This window comes from Streptomyces sp. NPDC001515, from assembly GCF_053597115.1.
Genome location: NZ_JBSFHN010000064.1, coordinates 1 through 20,793, shown reverse-complemented (window position 1 = coordinate 20,793; position 20,793 = coordinate 1). Strand labels below are relative to the sequence as shown.

Sequence of the window (20,793 nt, the reverse complement as noted above, 5' to 3'; positions counted from 1 at the left end):
GGCGCCCCCCCACCGTGGTCCGGGTGGCGGGGCGCCGCGCATGAGGCGTGGGGGAGCGGGGCTCAGGCGGGCGAGCCGAGCAGGGGGCCGGGGCCGGGTGCGATACGGGTGGTGATCACCGGGAGCAGATCGGCGACCCGGTGCGGGCGGTGTGCCGCGATACCCGGTGGGGCGGGGGCGAGCGGGACGAGGAGATCGGCCGGGGCGGGGGCGCCGACGGTGGCGTCCGCCGCGATGTCTCCGTGCAGCCAGAGGGCGAGCATGTACAGCTCGGGGATGGACAGCAGCCTCGGCTGGTACGGGGTGGGGGCCGCCTCCGCCTGGCGCAGGGCGAGTTCGGTCGAGGCGAGGTAGGGGCCCTCGAAGAAGTGCGAGAACGCCCAGCCGTCGGGGGTGAGCATGGTGTCGGCCGCGGCGACGGCCCGTTCCGTGCCGCGGATCAGGAAGCGCCAGCCGATGAGGCGGGTGGCGGGCGCGACGGCTCCCGGTGCGATGCGGTCCAGTACGTGGACGGGGAGCGGCTGATCGGGGCTCAGTGGTTCCTGGGCGGACCGCAGGGCTGGTGTGCGGGCCTCGCGGACCGCGGTTGGTGAACCGAGGGCCGCGAGAACGCTGCGCAGGGCGGGCGCGGGGGCCGGGGGAACATGCAGCGGCATAGTGGGTCGCCTCTCACTTCGGAGACACGGTGGAGCGTGGGCGGGTGCAGACGGCGGTGTCGGCGTGCGGGGCCAGAGGAGGCCGGTGACTGGGCCGGTGCGTCAACTCTCTGCCTCGTCCGCGAAGTTTATACGACACGTGTTCACACGATGTTTCCACTAGCCGTCGCGGTGATTGCCGACAAGGCGGTATCCGGACTTTATTATGCGGGGATTACGCTGATTCGATGCGCGCGGCGCAGTCACCGCCTCGCGTTATTCCCGCGTCGCGGTCGGCCGAAACGTGCCGGTGCATTCCCCGTATGCTGATCGGGAAACTGTGCGCTGCGTCATGCCGAGTGAATGTGCCTCGGGCCTCGCTCTTCAGATTAGCGGCCGCGCGGCGTCCGCGGGGCGTTACGGATCTCTCCGTCTGGGCATTATCGACCCTGACGCGAGCGGTCTGGGCCGCGGGCCGCCCACTTGAGGAGGGACCCTTCGATGGGGGAGAAGGTCGTGGCGGACGCCTTTGACCTGTCCGACCGGCAGCGGTACCGGACCAAGCTCCACCAGTGCCTGGAGGGGCTGGAGAGGCTTCTGGCGGACCGGAGGTTCGATCGCCCGCGCAACCTCATGGGCATGGAGATCGAGCTGAATCTGGCCGGTGCCGACGGTATGCCGAAGATGTTGAACGGGCAGGTGCTGGAGCGTATCGCGAGCCGTGATTTCCAGACGGAACTGGGGATGTTCAATCTGGAAGTCAACATCGTTCCCCATCATCTGTCGGGCCATGTTCTCGACCAGTTGGCCGAGGAGCTGCGGGCCGGGCTGGGATATGCCGACCGGAAGGCCGCAGAGGTCGATGCCGGGATCATGATGATCGGAATACTCCCCACGCTCGGGCACGCCGACATGGTCCGGTCGAACCTCTCCGACGTGGACCGCTACACCCTGCTCAACGATCAAATGGTGGCAGCCAGGGGCGAGGATTTCTCCCTGGATATCGAAGGCGTGGAGCGACTGGTCTGCACCTCCGGGTCGATCGCCCCCGAGGCCGCCTGCACCTCCGTGCAGCTGCATCTCCAGGTGACCCCCGAGCGCTTCGCGGACGTCTGGAACGCGGCCCAGGCCGTGGCCGCGGTACAGGTGGCCCTGGGGGCCAACTCGCCGTTCCTGTTCGGCCGCGAGGTGTGGCGGGAGTCCCGGCCGCCGCTCTTCCAGCAGGCCACGGACACCCGGCCGCCCGAACTGCGGAACCAGGGCGTGCGGCCGCGGACCTGGTTCGGAGAGAAGTGGGTGGACTCGGTCCACGAGCTGTTCGAGGAGAACCTGCGCTACTTCCCCCCGCTGCTGCCGCTGTGCGACGAGGAGGATCCGCTGCGGGTCCTGGACGAGGGCGGGGTGCCGCAGCTGCACGAGCTGGTCCTGCACAACGGCACGGTCTACCGGTGGAACCGCCCGGTGTACGGGCTCGTCGACGGCGTCCCGCATCTGCGCGTGGAGAACCGGGTCCTGCCGGCCGGACCCACCGTGGCCGACGTCATGGCGAACACGGCCCTCTATTACGGGCTGGTCAGGGCGCTGGCGGAGGAGCCGCGCCCGGTGTGGACCCGGATGCCGTTCGCCGCGGCGGCGGAGAACTTCGAGAACGCCTGCCGGCTGGGCATCGACGCCGAACTGCTCTGGCCCCGGCCCGGCCGCTCCGGCGCGCTGACCCGGGTGCCGGCCGTGAAGCTCGTACGGGACGAACTGCTGCCGCTCGCCGCCGCGGGGCTCGACGCGTGGAACGTCGAGCCGGCCGACCGGGACCGCTATCTCGGCATCATCGAGGGGCGCTGCCGGCGGCGGACGAACGGGGCGTCGTGGCAGGCGGAGACCTATCACCGGGTGCGGAGCGCGGGGCTCGGGCGGGGTGAGGCGCTCGCCGCGATGACCCGGCGGTACGGGGAGCTGATGCAGGCGGGCGAGCCCGTGCACACCTGGCCCGCCGACATCCCGGCGGCATGAGGCGGGCCCCGCGGGGACCCCGGAGGATCCCGCGGGGCCCCGCCGCCCCGTGTCCTACTCCTCCTCGGCCGCGCGGCCGTTCTGGCCCGCGGTCATCACGGCCTGGAGGATCACCGCCTGGATCTCCGCCGGGTCGTTCACCTGGTAGCCGCCGCCCCCGGTGATCTTGGCTATGTCGTTCAGCTCGTCGCGGTCGGCCTCGGGTCCCACCGCGATGGCGAGCAGCGGAACCGGCCGCTCCGGGTCGCTGATCCTCTTGAGCTCCGCGATCAGGGCGGAGCGCGAGATGGACCGCTCGTCCTGGTTGGAACCGTCGGTGAGGATCACGACCGCGTTGAACTTGCCCTTCACATAGGTGCGCTGGGCCTCCTTGTAGGCGGCCAGCGCGGTGTCGTACAGACCGGTGGCGCCGTCCGGCACGGGCTTCAGCGCGCCGAAGGCGGCGGCCAGCTTCTCGCGGTGGGTGCCACCGCCCTTGACGGTGTCGCCGAGCCGCGCGGTCGCCACCAGCTGGCGGTAGTCCTTGTCCCCGTCGAGCGTGGTGGCGAACTCCCAGAGCCCGATCTCGTCGTTCGGCGTGAACTGGTTGAGCGCCTGGATCAGCGACGCCTTCGTCACGTCCATCCGTGACTGGTTGCGGCCCGGCACGATCGTCGCCATGGACCCCGAGGCGTCGACGACCGTGGTGAGCCGCGCGCTCTGCACGGTGATCGTCCACATGCCGAGCGTCTGCTGGAGGGCCTCGTCCGGGAGGGCGGCGCCGGGCACCGTCGCGTACGGCTGAGGCGATGTGGCGCCGGCGGCCGTGACGGTGGCTTCGTCCGGGGTGCCGTCGACGGCACGGAAGCCGTGCTCGCGCAGCGTGCGCTGGGAGTCGTCCTCGGACAGCAGCGTCATGAAGCGCAGCGCGGCCCGGCTCTGGTCCGTCGTCTGCTCGTCCTCGTTGACCAGCGTGAACGGATAGTCGAGGAGCGGGGTGCCGTCCTCGGGGTAGAAGAGGTCGAGCCTGCCGTCGTCGGAGGACTCGGCGTTGTGGGCGAACGCGGCCTGCTCGGAGAGGAGCACCGCCTGGTTGCGGGCCGGATTGCCCTGCTCGGCGCCGGAGCTGTCCTGCGGCAGCGTCTGGGCGACCTGGGTGTCGCCGTCCGACATCCGCTGGGCCAGCAGCTTGGCCGTGGCCGCGACGCGGGTGTCGCTGTCCCCGCCCTGCTTGTCGGAGGAGATCCCGATGCTGGTGAGGGCCAGCAGACCGGTGGCACTGCGCGCGGGATCGGCCGCGCCCAGCCTGACCTTGCCGGACTGCGTGGCCGCCGCGGTCAGCTCGGCCCAGGTGTACGTCTTCTTCGGCCAGCCGAGGGTCTTGGCGGCCGAGGGGACCATCGCCAGGGTGACCGGCGACGAGGCGACGGAGTCGCCCGGGGTGATCGGCACGGCGTCCCCGTTCCCCTTGGCCCGGGTCAGCCAGAGCTCGGAGTCGGGGAGCCACATCTGGTACTCGGGCGTCCGCGTGCCGCGGGCGAGCGCGTCCGCGACCTTGTACGAGTCGCGGGCCACCACCTCCACGTCCACGCAGTGCCCGTCGGACTTCAGGTTGTCCTTGCGCGCCCGGTCGGCGACGGCACGCACGGCGGGAGCGATGTCCGGGGAGGACATCATGGTGAGGTGCACGGCGCTGTCCTCGCAGGACTTCGAGAACGACAGCAGGCCGCCCTGTGCCGCGACCGCTGTTCCCCCGGCCACGGCGAGAACGAGCAGGGTGGCGATGACCACGGTACGGCGGCGGCGCGGAGGACGGTCCCCGCTTCCGTCCGCCGCGTAGTCGTCCGGCAAGCTGTGACGTCCCATGTCGGTGGTGCCCCTCCTTGAGGATGAACAAGGAAAAGGGGGACCACACCATCGGCGATGGTGCTCGTCCCCCGGCCTGTCGCGCATGATCTTCGTACCTGCATTCGAGACCCTAGCGGCACGGGGAGCGGCATGGGACGGGAATGCACAACTGAGGGCAGGTGTACAGGTGGAGGCAGGGCGCGTGGCTGAATCTTTTCCTCGGGAGGCCGTGTCACAACGGATTCTGCGGTCCGAGACGGTGCTGGTTCTGGCGCTCTCGCTGGGCGCCAGCGGAGTGTCTGCCCTGATCAGTTTTGTCGGATCCTTGACGAAACCAGGGGGTTTGAAGGATCAGGCGGCCACACTCAACAGTTCCTACGCGCCGGGGCGCCCCTGGCTGGATCTCGCTTGGCAACTCTTCAGTATCTCCACGGCGCTGGTCCCCGTCGCACTCGTCGCCCATCTCCTGATCCGGGAGGGAACGGGCCTGCGGGTCATCGGGTTCGACCGCAGCCGGCCGTGGCAGGACCTCGGCCGCGGCACCCTGGTCGCGGCGGGCATCGGCAGCGCGGGACTCGCCTTCTACCTCGTCGCCCGCGCCTCCGGCTTCAACCTCACGGTCGTGCCCGAATCGCTGCCCGACGTGTGGTGGAAGTTCCCCGTCCTCGTCCTCTCGGCGGTCCAGAACTCCGTGGTGGAGGAAGTGATCGTCGTCGGCTATCTGCTGCGCAGGCTGGGGCAGTTGGGATGGACGCCGATGGCCGCCCTGGTGGCCAGCTCGGTGCTGCGCGGTTCGTACCACCTGTACCAGGGCATCGGCGGATTCCTCGGCAACATGGTGATGGGCGTCGTCTTCGTCCTGCTCTACCGGCGGTGGCAGCGGGTGGGCCCGCTGGTCGCCGCGCACGCGCTGCTCGACATCGGCGCGTTCGTCGGATACGCCCTGCTCGCCGGGAAGGTGGACTGGCTCCCGACGCCGTGACGCGGGAACGGTGACCCGGGCGAGGCCGGGCGGGGAGCCGCCGGCCGGGCGGTGGGCGGCGAAACGGGAGGGGCGGCCGCCCCGGGTGGGCGGCGCCCCTCCCGTCGTACGGCTGCGGTCCAGAGCCTCCTACGGGGCGACGAGCAGCTCGCCGTCCACGACGGTCACCGCGTGCCCGGTGAGGACCGTGCGGTCGCCGCGCAGCGAGGTGCGGACCAGCCCGGAGCGGGCGGACGCCTGGAGACCGGTCAGCTCCTCGCGGCCGAGCCGGGCCGACCAGAACGGCGCGAGGGCCGTGTGGGCGCTGCCCGTCACCGGGTCCTCGTCGATGCCCACACCGGGGAAGAAGCCGCGCGAGACGAAGTCGTAGCCTCCCTCGGGACCGGCGGCCGCCGCCGTCGCGATGACACCGCGCCGGGAGAGACCGGCCAGGGCCGCGAAGTCCGGCGTCAGCGCCCGTACGGCCGCCTCGTCCGCCAGCTCCACCAGCAGATCGCCCACGTGCGGGCCCGTGTCGTGGACCGAGACCGGCTCCGCGCCCAGCGCCTCGGCCAGCCCCTTCGGCGCGGACTCGGGTGTGAGCGGAGCGGTCGGGAAGTCCATGTCGATCGCGCCGTCCGGGGTGGTGCGCGAGATCAGCACACCGCACCGGGCCGCGAACCGGACCGTACCGCTCGCGGTCCCGGTGGTGTGCAGGACGTGGGCGGTGGCGAGCGTGGCATGGCCGCACATGTCCACCTCGGTCGCCGGGGTGAACCAGCGCAGCGCCCAGTCGGCGTCCGCGCCGGGCGGCAGCGGGTGGGCGAAGGCGGTCTCGGAAAGGTTCAGCTCCGCGGCGATCCGCTGGAGGCTGCTGTCCTCGGGGAATCCGTCGGGGCCCAGGAGCAGGACCCCGGCCGGATTTCCGGTGAACGGGCGGTCGGTGAACGCGTCGACGATGCGAATCCTCATGCCCCGACCGTAGAGGCGCGGCCGGGGCGCGGACCAAGGCCAATTCCGCATCGGCGGCCCCCGCGCGACGAGCGGGCCGGCCCCGGCGGCTCAGGGGAGACTCGTGAGCGGCCAGATGCTCGGGCGGGCGCGCCGGACGGCGGCGCGTATGTGGACCATGGCCACCATGGCGCTCATATGGGTCTTGCCCTCGGTGAACCGGACGTGGTCCGCGCAGAACCAGACGGCGTTCGCGGGATGCCCCTCGCGGTCGGTGGGCGGCTCGATGCGGCGGAAGTACACGAGCGTGAAGAAGTCGAAGGGGTGGTCCCCGCGGGACGCCCGGCACATCGCGCAGGACGGGGGCATCATCTCCGGTCAACTCCCCTCTGCGGAACGGTCCGAGGCGCAATCCTACAATCGGCTCGGCGCGATCCTGTGTGGTCGTGCCCGGTCCGGCCCCGCGCCGCGCCCCGTGCGACGGAGGCGGCCCGGACGGCGCCGGACGCGACACCGAGGTGTGCGGAGTGCGTCCGCACCCGGAACGAGGAGGCCCCGTGCGGGTGACGTCGAGCGGCAGGCACCACACCACCTTCGCCTTCGGTGACCTGCGGGTGACCTCCTTGCGGGACGGGTATCTCGACATGCCGCCGACCCGGCTCCGCGACGAGGACGGAAGCGTGCTCGGTGACGTGCCGGCGGCCGTCCCGCTGCACGGGGGCAGTCTGCGGCTGTCGGTCAACGCCTTCTTCATTACCGACGGGACGCGGTCCCTCCTCATCGACGCCGGGGCCTCCGACGCCTGGCACGAGCCGACCGTGGGACTGCTCCACGACGCGCTCGACGAGGCGGGCATCGATCGTTCGCGCCTCACCGACGTGGCCCTCACCCACCGGCACGTGGACCATGTGGGCGGCCTGATCGCACCGGACGGCTCGGAGGCGTTCGCCGCTCTCGAACGCGTGTGGATCGGGGCGGCCGACGCCTCGGTGTTCACGGGGCGGCTCGCTCCGCTCCGCGACCGCGTCGTGCCCGTGTCGGAGAGGACCGCGATCCACGCGTGGGCCGTGGCGCTCCCGACGCCCGGTCACACGCCCGGCCACACCGTGTACGCCATCGAGAACGGCGCCGGGGGCCGCCTCCTCGTCTGGGGCGACACCGTGCACGTCCCCACCCTCCAGTTCGACCGGCCCCGGGTGGCCTGGGAGTTCGACACCGATCAGCCCGCGGCCCGCGCCGCCCGCGCCACCCTCCTCGAACAGCTGACGCGCCCCCACCATTTCGTGGCCGGCGCGCACCTCGACTCGCCCGGCATCGCCCGTGTGGCTCCCTCCGGCGACGGATACGCGCTGGAGTACCTCGCCCCGCCGATCGGCTGATCCCCTTCCCGGCGAGCGGCCCGTGACCTGTGACAGTGATCGGTGATCAATTGCCAGTGAAGGATGATCAACGCTAGTTTGTGCCACCGCAGGTTGATCATTCGGCGTACAGGTGGGCGGGGGACGTGGTGGGGGCACCTCTTGGCGTGTTCGAAGAGGCTGCCCTCACGTCCTTTGACCTGACCTTTTACGTCAATGGGACGCTCGTACGTCGATCGCTTGGGTCTAGCTGGGATACGCCGTTCGAGGCTGTGGACCCGGTGCGGGAGTTCAGCTGGCACAAGGACGGTCACGGGTTCGCCGGCTGGTACTACTCGGCGACGCTGCGGGACCACGTGGGCTACGAGTCGTGGCTGGAGCGAGACCGGCTGATCTTGCTGGACCGTGATCCGCAGGTGGTCGCGATCGCCTCGCAGCCGTTCTGGCTGCACTGGCACGACGGCACACGCAAACGCCGACATGCCCCTGACTACTTCGTCCGGCTGTCCGACGGACGCGCCCGCGTCGTTGACGTCCGTGCTGCGGACGACATGGACGAGGCGACGCGAGAGGCGTTCGAGGCGACCGAGCATGCCTGCAGGGCCGTGGGCTGGGAGTTCGAGTGGGTCGGGCGGCCCGAGCCGGTGTTCATGGCGAACATCCGCTGGCTGTCCCGATACCGGCGGGCCCGCTGCGGCCGACCGGTGGCGGTGAGGAATGGCCTCTTGGAGGTCTTCCGCGAACCGATGGGGCTATGGGAGGGCGCCGGGCTGGTCGGCGACCGGTTGCAGGTTCTGCCGGTGCTGTTCCATCTGTTGTGGTCCGGCGCTCTGAGGACCGATCTGGCGGGAGGACTTATGGAGAGCGACAGTCTCGTCTGGACGGAGGGAATCCGATGGGCAGCTTGAAGCGGCCGCCGGCCTTGGTGGTCGGCCAGAGAGTCCGGTTCGAGGGCCAGGTGAGGGGGGTTCTCGAGGTCACCGCACGGGCCGCGGTGCTGGAGGACGCCGAGGCACCGCACCGCGTTGTCGCTCTGATCGACCTGTTCGAAACCGCGGACTTCGAGATCCTGTTCCAGCCCGAACGCATGCCTCTGCCCCAGTCCGGGCTGCTGGAGATCTTCGCACCCGAGGTGATGAAGCGGGCACTGTGGTGGGAAGGACACGTCCTTGAGGTCCTGCACGGGCTGCCGCCAGGCGCCGAACCGGGCACACCACCGCGACCGGGCTACGGACCGGGCACATCGGTGACCTCGCGCCAGAAGGCCAAGGCGGCTGAACTCGCAGCCCTCGGCCACGAGATCAAAACCGGAGCGGTGGGCCTCCGGCGACGCCGTTACACGGAGGAAGGCCTGGTCGGCCTGGCTCGGCTGGTCGATCACCGCTCGGTCCGCAAGCGCAAGGAGTTCGGTGACGTGCCCGACGCCGTCGTCGAGGCGATGCGGCAGGCGATCAAGGAGGGCGTCGAGACCTCGACACGCAACGGGGCCTACCTGATCTGGAGGACCGGGGAGATCATTCGGGAGAATGACGGGAACCTGGCCGAGCTGCCCTCGCGACGGACTCTCTACCGACTGGTGGCGAAGCTGACGGCAGGCACACATGCGACCGGGTCGGCCGTCACACGCAGGTCGAAGGTCCATGGGGCCGCAGCCCCGTTCGGTGAGTTGACGGTGTCGGCTCCGGGTGAAGTCATGCAGATCGACTCCACACCGCTGGACGTCATGGTCCGCCTCGACAACGGAGTGGTCGGCAAGGTCGAACTCACCGGCATGATCGACGTCGCCACCAGGACACTGGCCGCCGCGGTGCTCAGGCCCACGACGAAGTCCGTCGACGCCAGCGTGCTGCTGGCCCGCACGGTCACCCCGGAGCTGATGAGACCAGGCTGGGTCGACGCACTGAAGATGTCCCGCTCGGTGCTGCCTCATGCCCGGATGCTGACCCTCGATGAGCGTCTGGAGCACGCGGCAGCCAAGCCGGTGATCGTCCCGGAGATGATCGTCTGCGATCACGGCAAGGTGTTCGTCTCGCGCAACTTCAGGGCCTCCTGCCGGTTCCTGGAGATCGACTTCCAGCCCACGCACAAGGGCTCGCCCTTCGAAAAGGGCCACATCGAGAAGATGCTCGGCTCCGTCGCCACGATGTTCGCCCAGTTCCTCCCCGGCTACACCGGCCGCAACACCGACCACCGTGGCCGCCACCCGGAGCACGAGAACCTGTGGTCGCTGCCCGAACTGCAGGAACTGCTGGACGAGTGGATCGTCGCCCACTGGCAGAACCGCCCTCACGAGGGGCTGCGAGATCCCGACCATCCGGGCCGGCTGTTCACGCCGAACCAGAAGTACGCCGCGCTGGTCGAGGCATGCGGCTACGTCCCTGTCGCCCTCAGCGGCCAGGACTACGTCGAACTCCTCCCAGCGGCCTGGCGGGCCGTCAACTCCTACGGAATTCGGATCAACAACCGCACCTACGACGCCCCCGAGCTGGGGCCGATGCGGCGGCGCGACTCAGGGGTCACCGCCAAGCGTGGGCTCTGGGAAGTCCACCGTGACCCTTACGACGTCTCCCGTGTCTGGGTACGCAACCACCGCGGCGAAGGCGAGTGGATCCAGGCAACCTGGAAATACCTGAACCGAGCGCCCGTTCCCTTCGGTGACCTCGCCTGGGACCACGTCAGCCACCAGCTGCCCAAGGCCACGGAGGAAGAACTCGCCGAGGCCGTCTCCGCCCTGCTGACCCGGGCCCACGCCGGCCCTGAACAGCCAGCGGCAAACAAGCGGAAGGCCAGGCGGTCCAAGGCGGACCGTCGTGTCACGGCCCGGACCAAGGCCACTACACCGGCAGCAGCCATGCCTCCGCCGCGACCGGAGACGCAACCCTCGCCGGAGCCGCCGGCGGAGGACGAGGAAACGATGGCCGAAGTGATCCCGCTGGGCATCTTCGACCCGCTTGAGGACCCCTGGAGACGTTCGTGAGCACGCCGCTGGCAGACCAGCCGGAAGACGAGTTCGGCCGCTATCTGACCGCCCTGCCCGGCTGGCGCGAGTTCATCGTGGAGGCGATCAGCGAGCCGATGGCCATGGTGACGCAGGACGAGTACGACGCCCTGACTAAAGAGGACAGGTATCAGTACGACGAGGGCCGGCTCGACCACCATGCCCGCCTGCAGGTGGTCGCCACCTCAACCGTCCGGCACACCGTCACCTGCGGACGCCGCCTGGTCATCCTCAACCGCGGCGCCATCAGCGCCCGTCGGGGCCTCATCGTCACCGGCCCGGCCAACACCGGCAAGACGATCGCCCTGACCCAGCTCGGGCTGGCGCACGAGCTGCAGGACCGCCGCCGGCACCCTGGCCAGGACGAGCGCATACCAGTCATCTACATCACCGTCCCGCCCGCCGCGACACCCCGCATGATCGCAGCTGAGTTCGCCCGTTTCCTCTGCCTCCCGGTCCTGCGAAGCTCCAACATCACCGACCTCACCGAAGCCGTGGTCGGCGTCTGCACCAAGGCCCGCACCGGCCTCGTCCTGGTCGACGAGATCCACAACATCTCCCTGCACACCCGCACGGGAGCCGAGGCGTCCGACACACTCAAGTACTTCTCCGAGCGCATCCCCGCGACGTTCGCCTACGCCGGCATCGACATCGAAGGCAGCGGCCTGCTATCTGGCACCCGCGGCGACCAGATCGCCGCCCGCTTCACCTCGGTGGCCACCCATCCCTTCCCCTACAACAAGGAGTGGAAGGGCCTGGTCGCGCAGATGGAGGCGAACCTGCTGCTGCACCAGCACACACGTGGCACCCTGACTCGCTTGGACCGCTTCCTGCACACCCGAACGGGCGGCATGATCGGCACCCTTTCCCATCAGCTCCGCGGAGCTGCCGTGGATGCCATCCTCACCGGCGCCGAGAAGATCACCAAGTCCGGCCTGCTGGCGGTCGACCTGGACATCGCCTCCCGACGCAGGCACGCCGGCGGCCTCTCGGACGCGGATAAGTGACCCACCCCACCGCGGACAGCGAGCCGATCACCAAGCTTCCCTTCCAGGTCCGGCCGATTGCCGGTGAAGGCTGCTATCCCTTCATCGCCCGCCTCGCCCGCGCCAACTGCCTTCCGCCCGCCTACCTGCGGCGCTTCCTCGCAGGACCGCCCAGATATCAGGGCCGTCCATCTTGGGCACGGATCGCCGCCGTCACCGGCCGTGACCCCGAACAGCTACGGAAGACGCTCGACACCGTCAAGTGCAAGAGGTGCGGCTCCGAATTCGCGGTCACCCGCACGTTCGGCGTCATGCCCGTCTACTGCTCGACTCGTTGCCGCGTTCCCCAGAAGTATCCAGTCATGGAACCCTGCCGAATCTGCCGGCAGCCGATGAAGATCCAGTTCGGTCAACGTCACCGGCTCTGTTCCTCTGCCTGCCGCAGAGTGGCCTACATCGAACGTCGTTCCCGCGATGAGGACGCCGCTGACCGGCAGCCATTCCGCGATTGCGCCGCTTGCGAAGGCCCCATGCCGCCGACCCCTCAAATGGCCAAGCGCACCTGCTCGGAGACATGCGAACTGCAGGTCTCCCGCTGGGACCGGCTGATCGAGAGGGACGGGCTTCCCCTGCCTTCCAGGACATGCGTGTTCTGCGGCATCCCGATAGAAGCGAAGTCGCTCGCCGATCCCCCTCGCCGCTGGTGCAGTCGCCGTTGCCGCACATGGTCGTCTGGGGGCGCTGACCCATCCATCTTCTTCGGGCCGGTGTCCTGCGGCCAGTGCCAGAAACCCATTGACCGCCGCAAGGACGGCTGGACTCGGCGATGGTGCTCGCGCAAGTGCTACCGGTTGTCCCGCGGCTGGCCTGAGTCGCCGAAGAAGGCTGAGCAGCCGAGCGCCTGATCATGCAGACACCCATCTGCCGACGTACACGCGATGCGGCAGGCGGGCCGTTCCCGAGGCTGCGCAGGGTGGCAGGGCGGCCGCTACTGCTGTTGACGCAAGGGGTTCTCGGGTTATGTCAGTGGTGGTTGCGATCCTGTGCAGTATGGACGATAAGACCTTCTGGGCGCTCATGGACGAGCTGAGCAGCCGCTCCGGTGACCGGCATGAACGGTTGGAATGGCTGCGCGGGGAGCTGCGATGTCGGCCCGCTGCGGAGGCGGCGGAGTTTCAAGCGTCTCTGGAGGCCGCGTGCGAGGCGGTCGCCACGGACGCACTGTGGCGGGCGGCGGGCCGGATCGAGGGTGGCTTGTGCTCCGACGACGGCTTCGACTACTTCGCGCTGTGGCTGGTGGCCCAGGGGCAAGGGACGTACAAGACGGTGCTTACTGATCCGGATGCCCTCGCTGACGTTGCTGAGGTGCGGGCCTTGGCGGGACGGCACCCGCGAGAGTGGTGTGACCACGAGTGGCCGGAATGGGAGGAACTCGACTATGTGGCCCGGGAGGTATTCGACGAGCTGACGGGCCAGGAGGGCGACTGCGAGGAGGCGTTCTACGAGGCCCTGGAAGCCGTTCAGGAGACATGGGCGAAGCCAGAAAAAGAGATCGACACCGTAGAGGCCACGGTGAGAACTGGGACACCCCGGCTCGACGCCCTCTTCCCCGCAAGAGCCAGCTCCTAATCAGTGACGCGACGCCGGCGCCCATGACCGGGGGTGGAGAGTGAGTCTGGGATTTGACGTACCAGAGCGGCGCAGGGCTCTGCCCTACTCGTAGTGGGTGGCGGCGCGGAGGGCTCGGGCCATGAAGGTCCAATCACCATCGGGCGGGATCTGCTCACCTGCGTTCTTGTACGCGCCCGGGGAGTCGTGCACCCATGCGGCAAGCGCTTCCAAGAAGTCGTCCAGGGTGCTGTTCTCCCACTCGTGGCCCCGGGCACGGAACTCCTTGTGCAGGTCACGCAGCAAGGCGACCAGCTCTTCACGGCTACGCGGTTCGGGAGACATGGACGACAACGTACCCCGTACGATCGCGCGGGGATCTACCCCGGTCGCAGGAGCAGCGACAGAGCCGGTTCACCCCTACAGGCCTGGTCACCGCAGTGAGACACGTCCATGCCGCCCATCCCGAGCGCACCGGGAAGTCGTTGCGTTGAGCAGCGGCTCTGTGTCGCCGCGGTCAGGTGATCAGTCCCAGTCTGACGCCGGCTGGTCGACGTTGCCGCCCGTGTGCGGGAACTGCACGTAGCCCTCGGCTCCTTGGGGAAGGGCGTCTACACAGGTCGCCGAGCAGGCGTTGACCAGGAGGGGTAGCACATCGGTGGCTACCCTCAGGGAGATCCACACTTGGTGGAGGCCGTGCTGCTTGATCGGCCGGTCGCAGACGCTGCAGCTGCGGATGGCCGTTGTCCCCCAGCGGCTGGCATCGAGCGCCGTCAGGTCGAGGTCCGCGACAGAGTCCTGAGGCGGCCGGAGACGGGGAAAGGGGGGACGGAGCTTGTAGTTCCCGAACAGCGCGCGTGTGCTCACCGTGCTTCGGGCCAGCTTGGAGCACCTGGTGATCTCGTAGGGGAACCAGTGCAGTCGGTAGGAGGTATACGGGGTGAACTCCTCCAGGCTGGTCATCGCCCCGATTTCGGGCGGGATCCGGACCAGGTTGCTGCCGTAGAGCACGAAACGCTTGACCGCAGTCAGCTTGGCGATGCTCGGAGGCAAGGTCACGATCTGCCGCCGTTCAACCGGGCTGAGCTCAACCAAGGGACGGAACTCCTCCCGTCCGTCGGCCGCGGCCTCGTCAACGAGCTGCAGCAGTCGTTTCCACCCAGGGGCCGAAGCGTCCTGAGATTCGGCATGGAAGCCAACGCGCGCTCGCGAATGCGGCCTGGCCTGGTCGAAGCATCTGCACTCATGCCGATAGGACTCGCCGCCGACCGACGCCGGGTCCGATGTGTCGCCCCACCGGTTCACAAAGAGTCTCGGCTCTCCCTCATTCGCCATGGGGTCAAGATACGGATCTCCATCGGAACGACCCAGCGGTTAATCCGGGTCGAACCCGTCTGCAAGGCAGCTTTCGACGGAGGCCGATACACGGGTTCACCGGCTCACGGCTCCCGGAATCCACGAGCCTGCGCGCTTCACCATCAGTAGGGCAACGCCACACAACGGTCGGCCTCTGCTGACACAGACGGCCAAGTGGTCACTCTTAGCTGACATAAAGCAGCTTTGATCAACCATGCCTGTCAATCGATCAACGATCACTGTCACAGGTCAGCCCGACCCCGAGCAGGGGGTTTGTCATGCGACCGGTTCCGATATATCGTTGAGGCATCGCGACAATGCAGCGATAAGAAGATCGATACGAGAAGGAGTGCGGCCATGCATGCACACGACCACGGACACGGTCGCGGCCCCTGTGGGCCCGGCCGGTACGAGCAGGGGGACTTCGAGGGGCGTCGGGCCGCCTTCGGGCAGTTCGGGCCGCCGTTCGGCGGGGGGCCCTTCGGGGGAGGCCCGTTCGGCGGGCGGGGCCGGGGCGGTGGCCGGGGGAGGGCGCGGCGCGGTGATGTGCGCGCGTCGATCCTGGCCCTGCTGAAGGACCGCCCGATGCACGGGTACGAGATGATCCAGGAGATCGGCGAGCGCAGCGGCGGGGCCTGGCGGCCCAGCCCCGGTTCGGTGTATCCGACGCTCCAGATGCTGGAGGACGAGGGGCTGATCGTCAGCGAGAGCGAGGGCGGCAAGAAGCTCTTCACGCTCACCGAGGCCGGCCGCGCCGAGGCGGAGTCCGGGCCGGACGCGCCCTGGGAGGAGGCCGGCCGCGGCGTCGACTGGGAGAGCCTCAACGAGGTCCGGCAGGCGGGCTTCGGGATGATGGAGGCGTTCGGCCAGGTCTGGAAGACCGGCTCGGCCGAGCAGCGCGAGAAGGCGCTCGCGGTGATCAACGACGCCCGCAAGAGGCTCTACCTCATCCTCGCCGACGAGGGCTGACCCGGTCGGTGGGAGACATGAGGAGAGGTGCGCACAAGGGCCCCGCGGCCGAGCCGCGGGGCCTTCGCCGTACCCGTCGCGCGGTGGTCAGGCGGCGACCAGTCCGTCCAGCTTGCGCAGCGACTCGACGAGCGCCGCCGTGGCCGAGTCCTTCAGCTTGCCCGCCATCAGTGAGACCGCCGCGCCCGTGAACTCGCCGTCGATCCGCAGCGCCGTGGCGTCGCCGTCCGGCGTCAGCGCGTACCGCATCCGGAGGTTCACGCCCATCGGTCCCTTGCCCGTGGTCGTGAGCAGCCGGCCCGTCTCCAGCTCGGCCACCGTCCAGGTGACCTCGGCCGGGAAGCCCATGAGCTTCATGTTCTCCTCGTAGGTGGCGGCCAGTTCGAGTGTGGCCGGACCGCCCTTGGGGAAGCTGGTGTGCGTGGCGTTCCACTCCCCGTACGCGCTGAAGTCGGTCAGCTGGGCCCAGACCTTCTCGGCCGGTGCCCCGATACGCGCCTCTGCACTGACTTCGGCCATGCGACCACCCCTTCTCTCCGGGTTACGGTGTCGCGGAACGTAGCCGCAGTGGCGCGAACATTCAATACTGATGAACCGTCAGATGTGCTGACCGGGCCCCTGATCCGTACCGGCCCGGCGGATCTCCGCCGCGTCGAAACGGTCGGACGCGCGCGGGTGGGGTCCGTCGTCGTGGCAGTGGAACGCCGCCCAGAACAGATCGGCGGGCAGGGCGTCGGGCGGGGCGTGGACCCGGTAGACGTAGTCGCGCCCGTCCAGCGCGGGCAGGGAGACCAGCCAGCTCATCCCCGCAACCGCCTCCTTCCCGCCGTACCAGTGCCTTGTGCTGTGGGACGAGCGCGGGGAGGTCCGCGGTTGCTCCGGGAGCGCGTGGCAAGGCGGCGCGCGCCGTGGTTCCGCACGCGTTCCCGGAACGGCCCGATCTCATCCGTAAGGAGGAGGACCCGCCCCCGTGCGCACAACTCGGGTCGGATGCGGCAATGGGACTCCACGGGGACGTTTCCGGGCGCCCGGACTGATGGGGTGGAAGGGTGCAGAACCGTACGCCGCGCATTCCCCAGCAGCCCGCAGCGCACCACCGCGCCGAGTCCGACGCCGCACTCGGAGCCGCGCTCGCCACTGTGGTGTCGGGTGCGCGCAGACGGGCCCTGAGGGACGGCGACCGGCAGATCGACACCGCCCACCTCCTGCACTCCCTGATCGAGTCCGACCCCGAGGTGCGGTCGGCCTTCGACGGCGGTCCGCAGCTGGCCAGGGTGCTCGGCTACCTCGTCCAGCGCAGCATCGGCTACGGACTCCGCTGGCAGGGGGCGGTCGAGGACTCCGGAGCGATCCCGGTGGTGCCGGACGCGGCCGCCGGCGGCTGGTCGCCCTCGGCGGCCTCCGCGATGGCGCAGGCGTACGCCCGCGCCGGGGCGCTCGGCAGGGACCGGGCCGAGGGGGTCGATCTGCTCGCGGTCCTGGCCGCCGACCGGGAGTGCCGGGCCGTGGAGGTCCTGGAGCGGGCGGGCGTCGACACCGCGTCGCTCGCGGGCCGGGCCGGACAGGCCGCCGGGTGGTGCTGAGCCCCGCTCAGCCGGCCGGGCGGCCGGCGAGTGCCTCCAGGGCCGGGCGGAGCAGAGCGGTGATCCGGTCGGCCGGAACGTCCCGCAGGGCGCTGATGCCGAGCAGCTGATGGCCGAGCGTGGCGCCCACCATCGTCGTGACGATCAGCGCCGCGCGCAGTTCGGCGTCCGGGTCTCCTTGGGCGGGCCGGTCCTCGTGCCCGGCCCCGCCCGCCGCCGTCAGGACCCGGCCGATGCCCGCGATCTGCTCGTCGAGCCCTTCGCGTACGTGGGAGGCCGCCGCCGGGTCCGTGAGCATGGAGCGCAGCATCGCCCGCGCTCCGTCGGGCAGTCCGCCGAGCTTGGCACCGAGGCCGGTCAGGAGGTGGTCGAGCAGGGCCTCGCCGTCCGCCTCGGGTGCGGGGGCCGGGGATGCCTGCACGGCGCGGGTGAACAGCTCCCGCTTCGATCCGAAGTACTGCATCACCAGCGCCGGATCGACCCCGGCCGCCGTCGCCACCGCACGGATCGTGGTGCGGTCGAACCCCTTCGCCGCGAACAGCTCCCGGGCGCGGGCCAGGATGCGGGCCTCGGTGGCCCTGCGGCGGTCGGCGCGGGAGAGGGAGTGCGTCGTCACAGCCGGACTCTACATCCGTTGACCGAACCCGTTGACCCGCTCCCGGGCGGCTCGTATCGTCATTCACTCAACATCTGTTGAGTGAAATTCCGTCCGACGACACCAGTGGGGGAAACGGAGTGGATTCCATGACGAAGGCCGTCGGTACGGTCGCCCGCCGTACGCCGCGCGAGGTCCTCGGCCTCTATCACCGGGCGATGGCGGAGATGGCGGCCGACGACCTGGCCGATCTGTACGCGGAGGACGCCACGCACGAATTCCCCTTCACCACGCCCGGGTTCCCCCCGCGCTTCGAGGGGCGCGAGGCGGTCCGGGCCGGATACCGGGCGGCCTGGGGCGCCTCGCCGCTGCGGATGGTGGAGATCGCGGACCTGGCCGTCCACGAGACCGCCGAGGCCGGGACCGTCGTCGGCGAGCACGTGGCCGTCGTGGAGTCCGCGCGGGGCGAGCGGTTCGCCGTTCCCGGGCTGCTGGTCCTCCGGGTCCGCCACGGGCTGATCACCCGGGCGCGGGACTACATGGACGCGCCCGCCGTCGCCCGCGCGGGCGCCTCGATCGCCTCGGCACCTCCGGGCGCCGCGCGCTGACGGAGCGGAGCGCGGCGGGCGCCTCCCCGACGGAGTGCGATCCGCGACAGGTGCTACGGGGGTGACGCTCCTGACGGCAGCTGTCATGATGTGCCGATGCACGCGTCTCAGGGGAGAAGCGCCGGCCTGGGACTCGCCCTGGCCTCGGCCTTCGCATTCGGCGGTTCCGGGGTGGCGGCCAAGCCACTCATCGAGGCGGGGCTCGACCCGCTCCACGTGGTGTGGCTCAGGGTCGCGGGCGCCGCGCTCGTCCTGCTCCCCGTGGCCTGGCACCACCGCCGTCTGGTCCGCACCCGCCCCGTGCTGCTCCTGGGCTTCGGGCTCCTCGCCGTCGCGGGCGTCCAGGCCTGCTACTTCGCCGCGCTCTCCCGCATCCCGGTCGGCGTCGCCCTCCTCGTCGAATACCTGGCACCCGCCCTCGTCCTGGGCTGGGTCCGCTTCGTCCAGCACCGGCCGGTGACCCGGGCCGCCGCCGTCGGCGTGGTGCTCGCGGTGGGCGGCCTGGCCTGCGTCGTCGAGGTCTGGGCGGGCCTCGGATTCGATGCCTTCGGCCTGCTGCTCGCCCTCGGCGCGGCCTGCTGCCAGGTCGGCTACTTCGTCCTTTCCGACCAGGGCGGTGCGGGCGACCCCTCCGGCCCGAGCGGTGCGGACGCGGGAAGAAGGGCCGAACCCCCGGACCCGGTCGGCGTCATCGCGTACGGACTGCTCGTCGGGGCCGTCGTGCTCACCGCCGTGACGCGGCCCTGGACGATGGAGTGGTCCGTCCTCGGCGGCGACACCTTCATGAACGGCGCCCAGGTGCCCGCCTGGCTGCTGCTGGCCTGGATCGTGCTCCTGGCGACCGTCGTCGCGTACGTGACCGGCGTGATCTCCGTCCGCCTGCTGTCACCGGCCGTCGCGGGGGTCGTCGCCTGCCTCGAAGCGGTCGTCGCCACCGTGCTCGCCTGGGTGCTCCTGGGGGAGCACCTGGCCGCACCGCAGCTCATCGGCGGCGTGCTGGTGCTGGCGGGCGCCCTCATCGCCCAGTCCTCGACCCCCTCCGCGCCCTCGGGCCCGGTCGCGAGCGGACCGGGCGGGCAACCGGACGACGCCGGAAGCGAGTTGTCGGCCGGACGGCTCGCCCTCTAGAGTCGCGGCCATGCACTCGACCGTACTTCCGCCGCCTGCCGCCTGACGCGGGCCGCCACACCTGACGAAGACCGGACTCGGGCAGTCCCCGAGCGGTTCGTCGCTGCCCGCGTGCGGAGCGAAGCGACCACCTTCCTGTCTTCCCATGGAGAAGTCACGTGTCGAATCCTGCTTCCGGCCTGCCTGTCGGGCGGAGCCTCTGCTATCTGATCATCGCCGGAGTCGCCTGGGGCACGGCCGGGGCCGCGGCCTCGCTGCTCTTCGCGGCCGGTGACACCGGGCCCCTCGCACTGTCGTTCTGGCGCTGCGCGGGCGGCCTCGTGCTGCTGCTCGGCGCGCTCGCCCTGCGGACCCGTCGCCCCGCGCCCGCCGAGTCCCGGCGCCGCCGGCTGCTGCGCATCCTCGGAACCGGCCTCGGTCTGGCGGTCTTCCAGACCACGTACTTCGCCGCCGTCCAGGCCACCGGCCTCGCCGTCGCCACCGTGGTCACCCTCGGGGCGGGTCCCGTCCTCATCGCCATCGGCGCCCGGCTGGCCATGGGGGAGAGGCTCGGACTCGGCGGAATCGCCGCGGTCGGCGGGGCGTTGACGGGCCTCGCCGTCCTCGTGCTCGGCGGCGACGCGGCAGCCGTCCGCCCGGCCGGGATCGCCTTCGCCCTGCTCTCCGCGGCCGGCTACGCGGGGATGACCCTGCTCACCCGGTGGCTCGGCCGCGACGGGGCCGGCGCGGATCCGCTCGCCACCAGCGCCTGGGCGTTCGGCGTCGCCGCGCTCGTGATGCTGCCCATGGCGGCGGCCGAGGGCTTCGTCCCACACACGGACCACCCCGCCCGGGTCGTGGTCCTGTTCGTGTACATGGCCTCGGTCCCGACCGCCCTCGCCTACGCCCTCTACTTCGCCGGCGCCGCGACCGTGCGGGCCGCCACCGTGTCCGTCGTCATGCTGCTGGAGCCGGTCAGCGCGGCGGTCATCGCCGTCGTCGTGCTGGACGAGCCGCTCACCCCGGCCACGGTCGCCGGGACGCTGCTCCTGCTCGTCGCGGTGGCCGGGCTGGCCGTCGCCGAGACGCGCGGCGCGGTGGGTGCCCGCGAGGAGGCCGTCGCCGTCGTCTGAGCCGCCCGGGGCGGGGGGGCCTCGACGCGCCCGCCCCCCCGGGCCCGTAAGGGGGACGCCAGCTAGTCCGGTACGGGGAGCGAGTCGGCGACAGCCGCGGGGGGGCCCGGG

22 protein-coding genes are annotated in these 20,793 nt (G+C 70.5%); 13 read left to right on the top strand and 9 right to left on the bottom strand.

Annotated elements, in window-relative coordinates:
- Positions 1-62: 62 nt before the first annotated feature.
- Positions 63-656: a hypothetical protein gene (locus ACWCXC_RS36800; protein ID WP_450684754.1), complete on the bottom strand. Its 594-nt coding sequence runs from the start codon at positions 654-656 to the stop codon at positions 63-65.
- 480 nt (positions 657-1,136) lie between these two features.
- Here ACWCXC_RS36800 and ACWCXC_RS36795 point away from each other — a divergent pair, with 480 nt between their 5' ends.
- Positions 1,137-2,642, top strand: a complete 1,506-nt coding sequence (locus tag ACWCXC_RS36795; RefSeq protein ID WP_450684753.1) for a glutamate-cysteine ligase family protein — start codon at positions 1,137-1,139, stop codon at positions 2,640-2,642.
- A 54-nt stretch (positions 2,643-2,696) separates the two neighbouring features.
- Here ACWCXC_RS36795 and ACWCXC_RS36790 read toward each other — a convergent pair whose 3' ends face one another.
- On the bottom strand, positions 2,697-4,487 hold the full coding sequence (locus tag ACWCXC_RS36790) for a substrate-binding and VWA domain-containing protein (RefSeq protein WP_450891758.1): 1,791 nt from the start codon (positions 4,485-4,487) through the stop codon (positions 2,697-2,699).
- Positions 4,488-4,671: 184 nt separating this feature from the next.
- On the opposite strand from ACWCXC_RS36790, the gene ACWCXC_RS36785 reads away from it, so the two are divergent.
- On the top strand, positions 4,672-5,451 hold the full coding sequence (locus ACWCXC_RS36785; RefSeq protein ID WP_450684751.1) for a CPBP family intramembrane glutamic endopeptidase: 780 nt from the start codon (positions 4,672-4,674) through the stop codon (positions 5,449-5,451).
- A gap of 129 nt (positions 5,452-5,580) precedes the next feature.
- On the opposite strand, the gene ACWCXC_RS36780 is transcribed toward ACWCXC_RS36785, so the two are convergent.
- Both ACWCXC_RS36780 and ACWCXC_RS36775 read right to left on the bottom strand, forming a co-directional pair.
- Positions 5,581-6,402 carry a PhzF family phenazine biosynthesis protein gene (locus ACWCXC_RS36780; RefSeq protein WP_450684750.1) on the bottom strand — a complete coding sequence of 274 codons (822 nt, stop codon included), beginning with the start codon at positions 6,400-6,402 and terminating at the stop codon, positions 5,581-5,583.
- 90 nt (positions 6,403-6,492) lie between these two features.
- Positions 6,493-6,753, bottom strand: coding sequence for a hypothetical protein (locus tag ACWCXC_RS36775; RefSeq protein WP_450684749.1), 261 nt, complete (start codon positions 6,751-6,753; stop codon positions 6,493-6,495).
- A gap of 185 nt (positions 6,754-6,938) precedes the next feature.
- Between ACWCXC_RS36775 and ACWCXC_RS36770 the strand changes: the two genes are divergently transcribed.
- The 6 genes from ACWCXC_RS36770 to ACWCXC_RS36745 all read left to right on the top strand — a co-directional run bounded on the left by ACWCXC_RS36770 (position 6,939) and on the right by ACWCXC_RS36745 (position 13,352).
- Complete coding sequence (locus ACWCXC_RS36770) at positions 6,939-7,760, top strand: MBL fold metallo-hydrolase (protein WP_450891757.1); 822 nt, start codon at positions 6,939-6,941, stop codon at positions 7,758-7,760.
- A gap of 146 nt (positions 7,761-7,906) precedes the next feature.
- Entirely contained in the window at positions 7,907-8,647 is a 741-nt protein-coding gene (locus tag ACWCXC_RS36765) for a TnsA-like heteromeric transposase endonuclease subunit (protein WP_450891756.1), read from the top strand.
- A complete protein-coding gene (locus ACWCXC_RS36760; protein ID WP_450891755.1) occupies positions 8,635-10,716 on the top strand; it encodes a transposase in 2,082 nt (693 codons plus the stop codon). Before ACWCXC_RS36765 ends, ACWCXC_RS36760 begins: the two co-directional genes overlap by 13 nt.
- Positions 10,713-11,744 carry a TniB family NTP-binding protein gene (locus tag ACWCXC_RS36755; protein ID WP_450891754.1) on the top strand — a complete coding sequence of 344 codons (1,032 nt, stop codon included), beginning with the start codon at positions 10,713-10,715 and terminating at the stop codon, positions 11,742-11,744. The genes ACWCXC_RS36760 and ACWCXC_RS36755 overlap by 4 nt, the downstream gene beginning before the upstream one ends.
- On the top strand, positions 11,741-12,628 hold the full coding sequence (locus tag ACWCXC_RS36750) for a hypothetical protein (protein WP_450891753.1): 888 nt from the start codon (positions 11,741-11,743) through the stop codon (positions 12,626-12,628). The genes ACWCXC_RS36755 and ACWCXC_RS36750 overlap by 4 nt, the downstream gene beginning before the upstream one ends.
- 145 nt (positions 12,629-12,773) lie before the next feature.
- Positions 12,774-13,352 (top strand): DUF4240 domain-containing protein, encoded by a 579-nt coding sequence (locus ACWCXC_RS36745; RefSeq protein ID WP_450891752.1) that lies wholly within the window; start codon positions 12,774-12,776, stop codon positions 13,350-13,352.
- 84 nt (positions 13,353-13,436) lie between these two features.
- Here the strand turns inward: ACWCXC_RS36745 and ACWCXC_RS36740 are convergent, their stop codons facing one another.
- Both ACWCXC_RS36740 and ACWCXC_RS36735 read right to left on the bottom strand, forming a co-directional pair.
- Complete coding sequence (locus tag ACWCXC_RS36740; protein ID WP_450891751.1) at positions 13,437-13,676, bottom strand: DUF7660 family protein; 240 nt, start codon at positions 13,674-13,676, stop codon at positions 13,437-13,439.
- 180 nt (positions 13,677-13,856) lie between these two features.
- Complete coding sequence (locus tag ACWCXC_RS36735; protein ID WP_450891750.1) at positions 13,857-14,666, bottom strand: leucine-rich repeat domain-containing protein; 810 nt, start codon at positions 14,664-14,666, stop codon at positions 13,857-13,859.
- Between the two features lie 378 nt (positions 14,667-15,044).
- Here ACWCXC_RS36735 and ACWCXC_RS36730 point away from each other — a divergent pair, with 378 nt between their 5' ends.
- Positions 15,045-15,656 carry a PadR family transcriptional regulator gene (locus ACWCXC_RS36730; protein ID WP_450684747.1) on the top strand — a complete coding sequence of 204 codons (612 nt, stop codon included), beginning with the start codon at positions 15,045-15,047 and terminating at the stop codon, positions 15,654-15,656.
- 87 nt (positions 15,657-15,743) lie between these two features.
- Here the strand turns inward: ACWCXC_RS36730 and ACWCXC_RS36725 are convergent, their stop codons facing one another.
- Both ACWCXC_RS36725 and ACWCXC_RS36720 read right to left on the bottom strand, forming a co-directional pair.
- Positions 15,744-16,175: a type II toxin-antitoxin system Rv0910 family toxin gene (locus ACWCXC_RS36725; RefSeq protein ID WP_450891749.1), complete on the bottom strand. Its 432-nt coding sequence runs from the start codon at positions 16,173-16,175 to the stop codon at positions 15,744-15,746.
- A 78-nt stretch (positions 16,176-16,253) separates the two neighbouring features.
- On the bottom strand, positions 16,254-16,460 hold the full coding sequence (locus ACWCXC_RS36720; RefSeq protein WP_450891748.1) for a hypothetical protein: 207 nt from the start codon (positions 16,458-16,460) through the stop codon (positions 16,254-16,256).
- Positions 16,461-16,705: 245 nt separating this feature from the next.
- Between ACWCXC_RS36720 and ACWCXC_RS36715 the strand changes: the two genes are divergently transcribed.
- Positions 16,706-17,239, top strand: coding sequence for a Clp protease N-terminal domain-containing protein (locus ACWCXC_RS36715; protein WP_450684744.1), 534 nt, complete (start codon positions 16,706-16,708; stop codon positions 17,237-17,239).
- A gap of 7 nt (positions 17,240-17,246) precedes the next feature.
- Here the strand turns inward: ACWCXC_RS36715 and ACWCXC_RS36710 are convergent, their stop codons facing one another.
- A complete protein-coding gene (locus ACWCXC_RS36710) occupies positions 17,247-17,855 on the bottom strand; it encodes a TetR/AcrR family transcriptional regulator (protein WP_450891747.1) in 609 nt (202 codons plus the stop codon).
- Positions 17,856-17,983: 128 nt separating this feature from the next.
- Between ACWCXC_RS36710 and ACWCXC_RS36705 the strand changes: the two genes are divergently transcribed.
- From ACWCXC_RS36705 to ACWCXC_RS36695, 3 genes are all read left to right on the top strand, one after another.
- Positions 17,984-18,442 (top strand): nuclear transport factor 2 family protein, encoded by a 459-nt coding sequence (locus tag ACWCXC_RS36705; RefSeq protein ID WP_450891746.1) that lies wholly within the window; start codon positions 17,984-17,986, stop codon positions 18,440-18,442.
- 96 nt (positions 18,443-18,538) lie between these two features.
- On the top strand, positions 18,539-19,570 hold the full coding sequence (locus ACWCXC_RS36700) for an EamA family transporter (RefSeq protein ID WP_450891745.1): 1,032 nt from the start codon (positions 18,539-18,541) through the stop codon (positions 19,568-19,570).
- Positions 19,571-19,728: 158 nt separating this feature from the next.
- Positions 19,729-20,682 (top strand): DMT family transporter, encoded by a 954-nt coding sequence (locus ACWCXC_RS36695; RefSeq protein ID WP_450684740.1) that lies wholly within the window; start codon positions 19,729-19,731, stop codon positions 20,680-20,682.
- The last annotated feature ends 111 nt before the right edge of the window (positions 20,683-20,793 follow it).

Excerpts from the sequence above, each read along its gene's own strand:
- ACWCXC_RS36725 (WP_450891749.1), bottom strand. The coding sequence starts at position 16,175 with ATGGCCGAAGTCAGTGCAGAGGCGCGTATCGGGGCACCGGCCGAGAAG.
- ACWCXC_RS36800 (WP_450684754.1), bottom strand. The coding sequence starts at position 656 with ATGCCGCTGCATGTTCCCCCGGCCCCCGCGCCCGCCCTGCGCAGCGTT.
- ACWCXC_RS36720 (WP_450891748.1), bottom strand. The coding sequence starts at position 16,460 with ATGAGCTGGCTGGTCTCCCTGCCCGCGCTGGACGGGCGCGACTACGTC.
- ACWCXC_RS36740 (WP_450891751.1), bottom strand. The coding sequence starts at position 13,676 with ATGTCTCCCGAACCGCGTAGCCGTGAAGAGCTGGTCGCCTTGCTGCGT.
- ACWCXC_RS36700 (WP_450891745.1), top strand. The coding sequence starts at position 18,539 with ATGCACGCGTCTCAGGGGAGAAGCGCCGGCCTGGGACTCGCCCTGGCC.
- ACWCXC_RS36780 (WP_450684750.1), bottom strand. The coding sequence starts at position 6,402 with ATGAGGATTCGCATCGTCGACGCGTTCACCGACCGCCCGTTCACCGGA.
- ACWCXC_RS36795 (WP_450684753.1), top strand. The coding sequence starts at position 1,137 with ATGGGGGAGAAGGTCGTGGCGGACGCCTTTGACCTGTCCGACCGGCAG.
- ACWCXC_RS36760 (WP_450891755.1), top strand. The coding sequence starts at position 8,635 with ATGGGCAGCTTGAAGCGGCCGCCGGCCTTGGTGGTCGGCCAGAGAGTC.
- ACWCXC_RS36730 (WP_450684747.1), top strand. The coding sequence starts at position 15,045 with ATGCATGCACACGACCACGGACACGGTCGCGGCCCCTGTGGGCCCGGC.
- ACWCXC_RS36775 (WP_450684749.1), bottom strand. The coding sequence starts at position 6,753 with ATGATGCCCCCGTCCTGCGCGATGTGCCGGGCGTCCCGCGGGGACCAC.
- ACWCXC_RS36790 (WP_450891758.1), bottom strand. The coding sequence starts at position 4,487 with ATGGGACGTCACAGCTTGCCGGACGACTACGCGGCGGACGGAAGCGGG.
- ACWCXC_RS36745 (WP_450891752.1), top strand. The coding sequence starts at position 12,774 with ATGGACGATAAGACCTTCTGGGCGCTCATGGACGAGCTGAGCAGCCGC.
- ACWCXC_RS36705 (WP_450891746.1), top strand. The coding sequence starts at position 17,984 with ATGACGAAGGCCGTCGGTACGGTCGCCCGCCGTACGCCGCGCGAGGTC.
- ACWCXC_RS36735 (WP_450891750.1), bottom strand. The coding sequence starts at position 14,666 with ATGGCGAATGAGGGAGAGCCGAGACTCTTTGTGAACCGGTGGGGCGAC.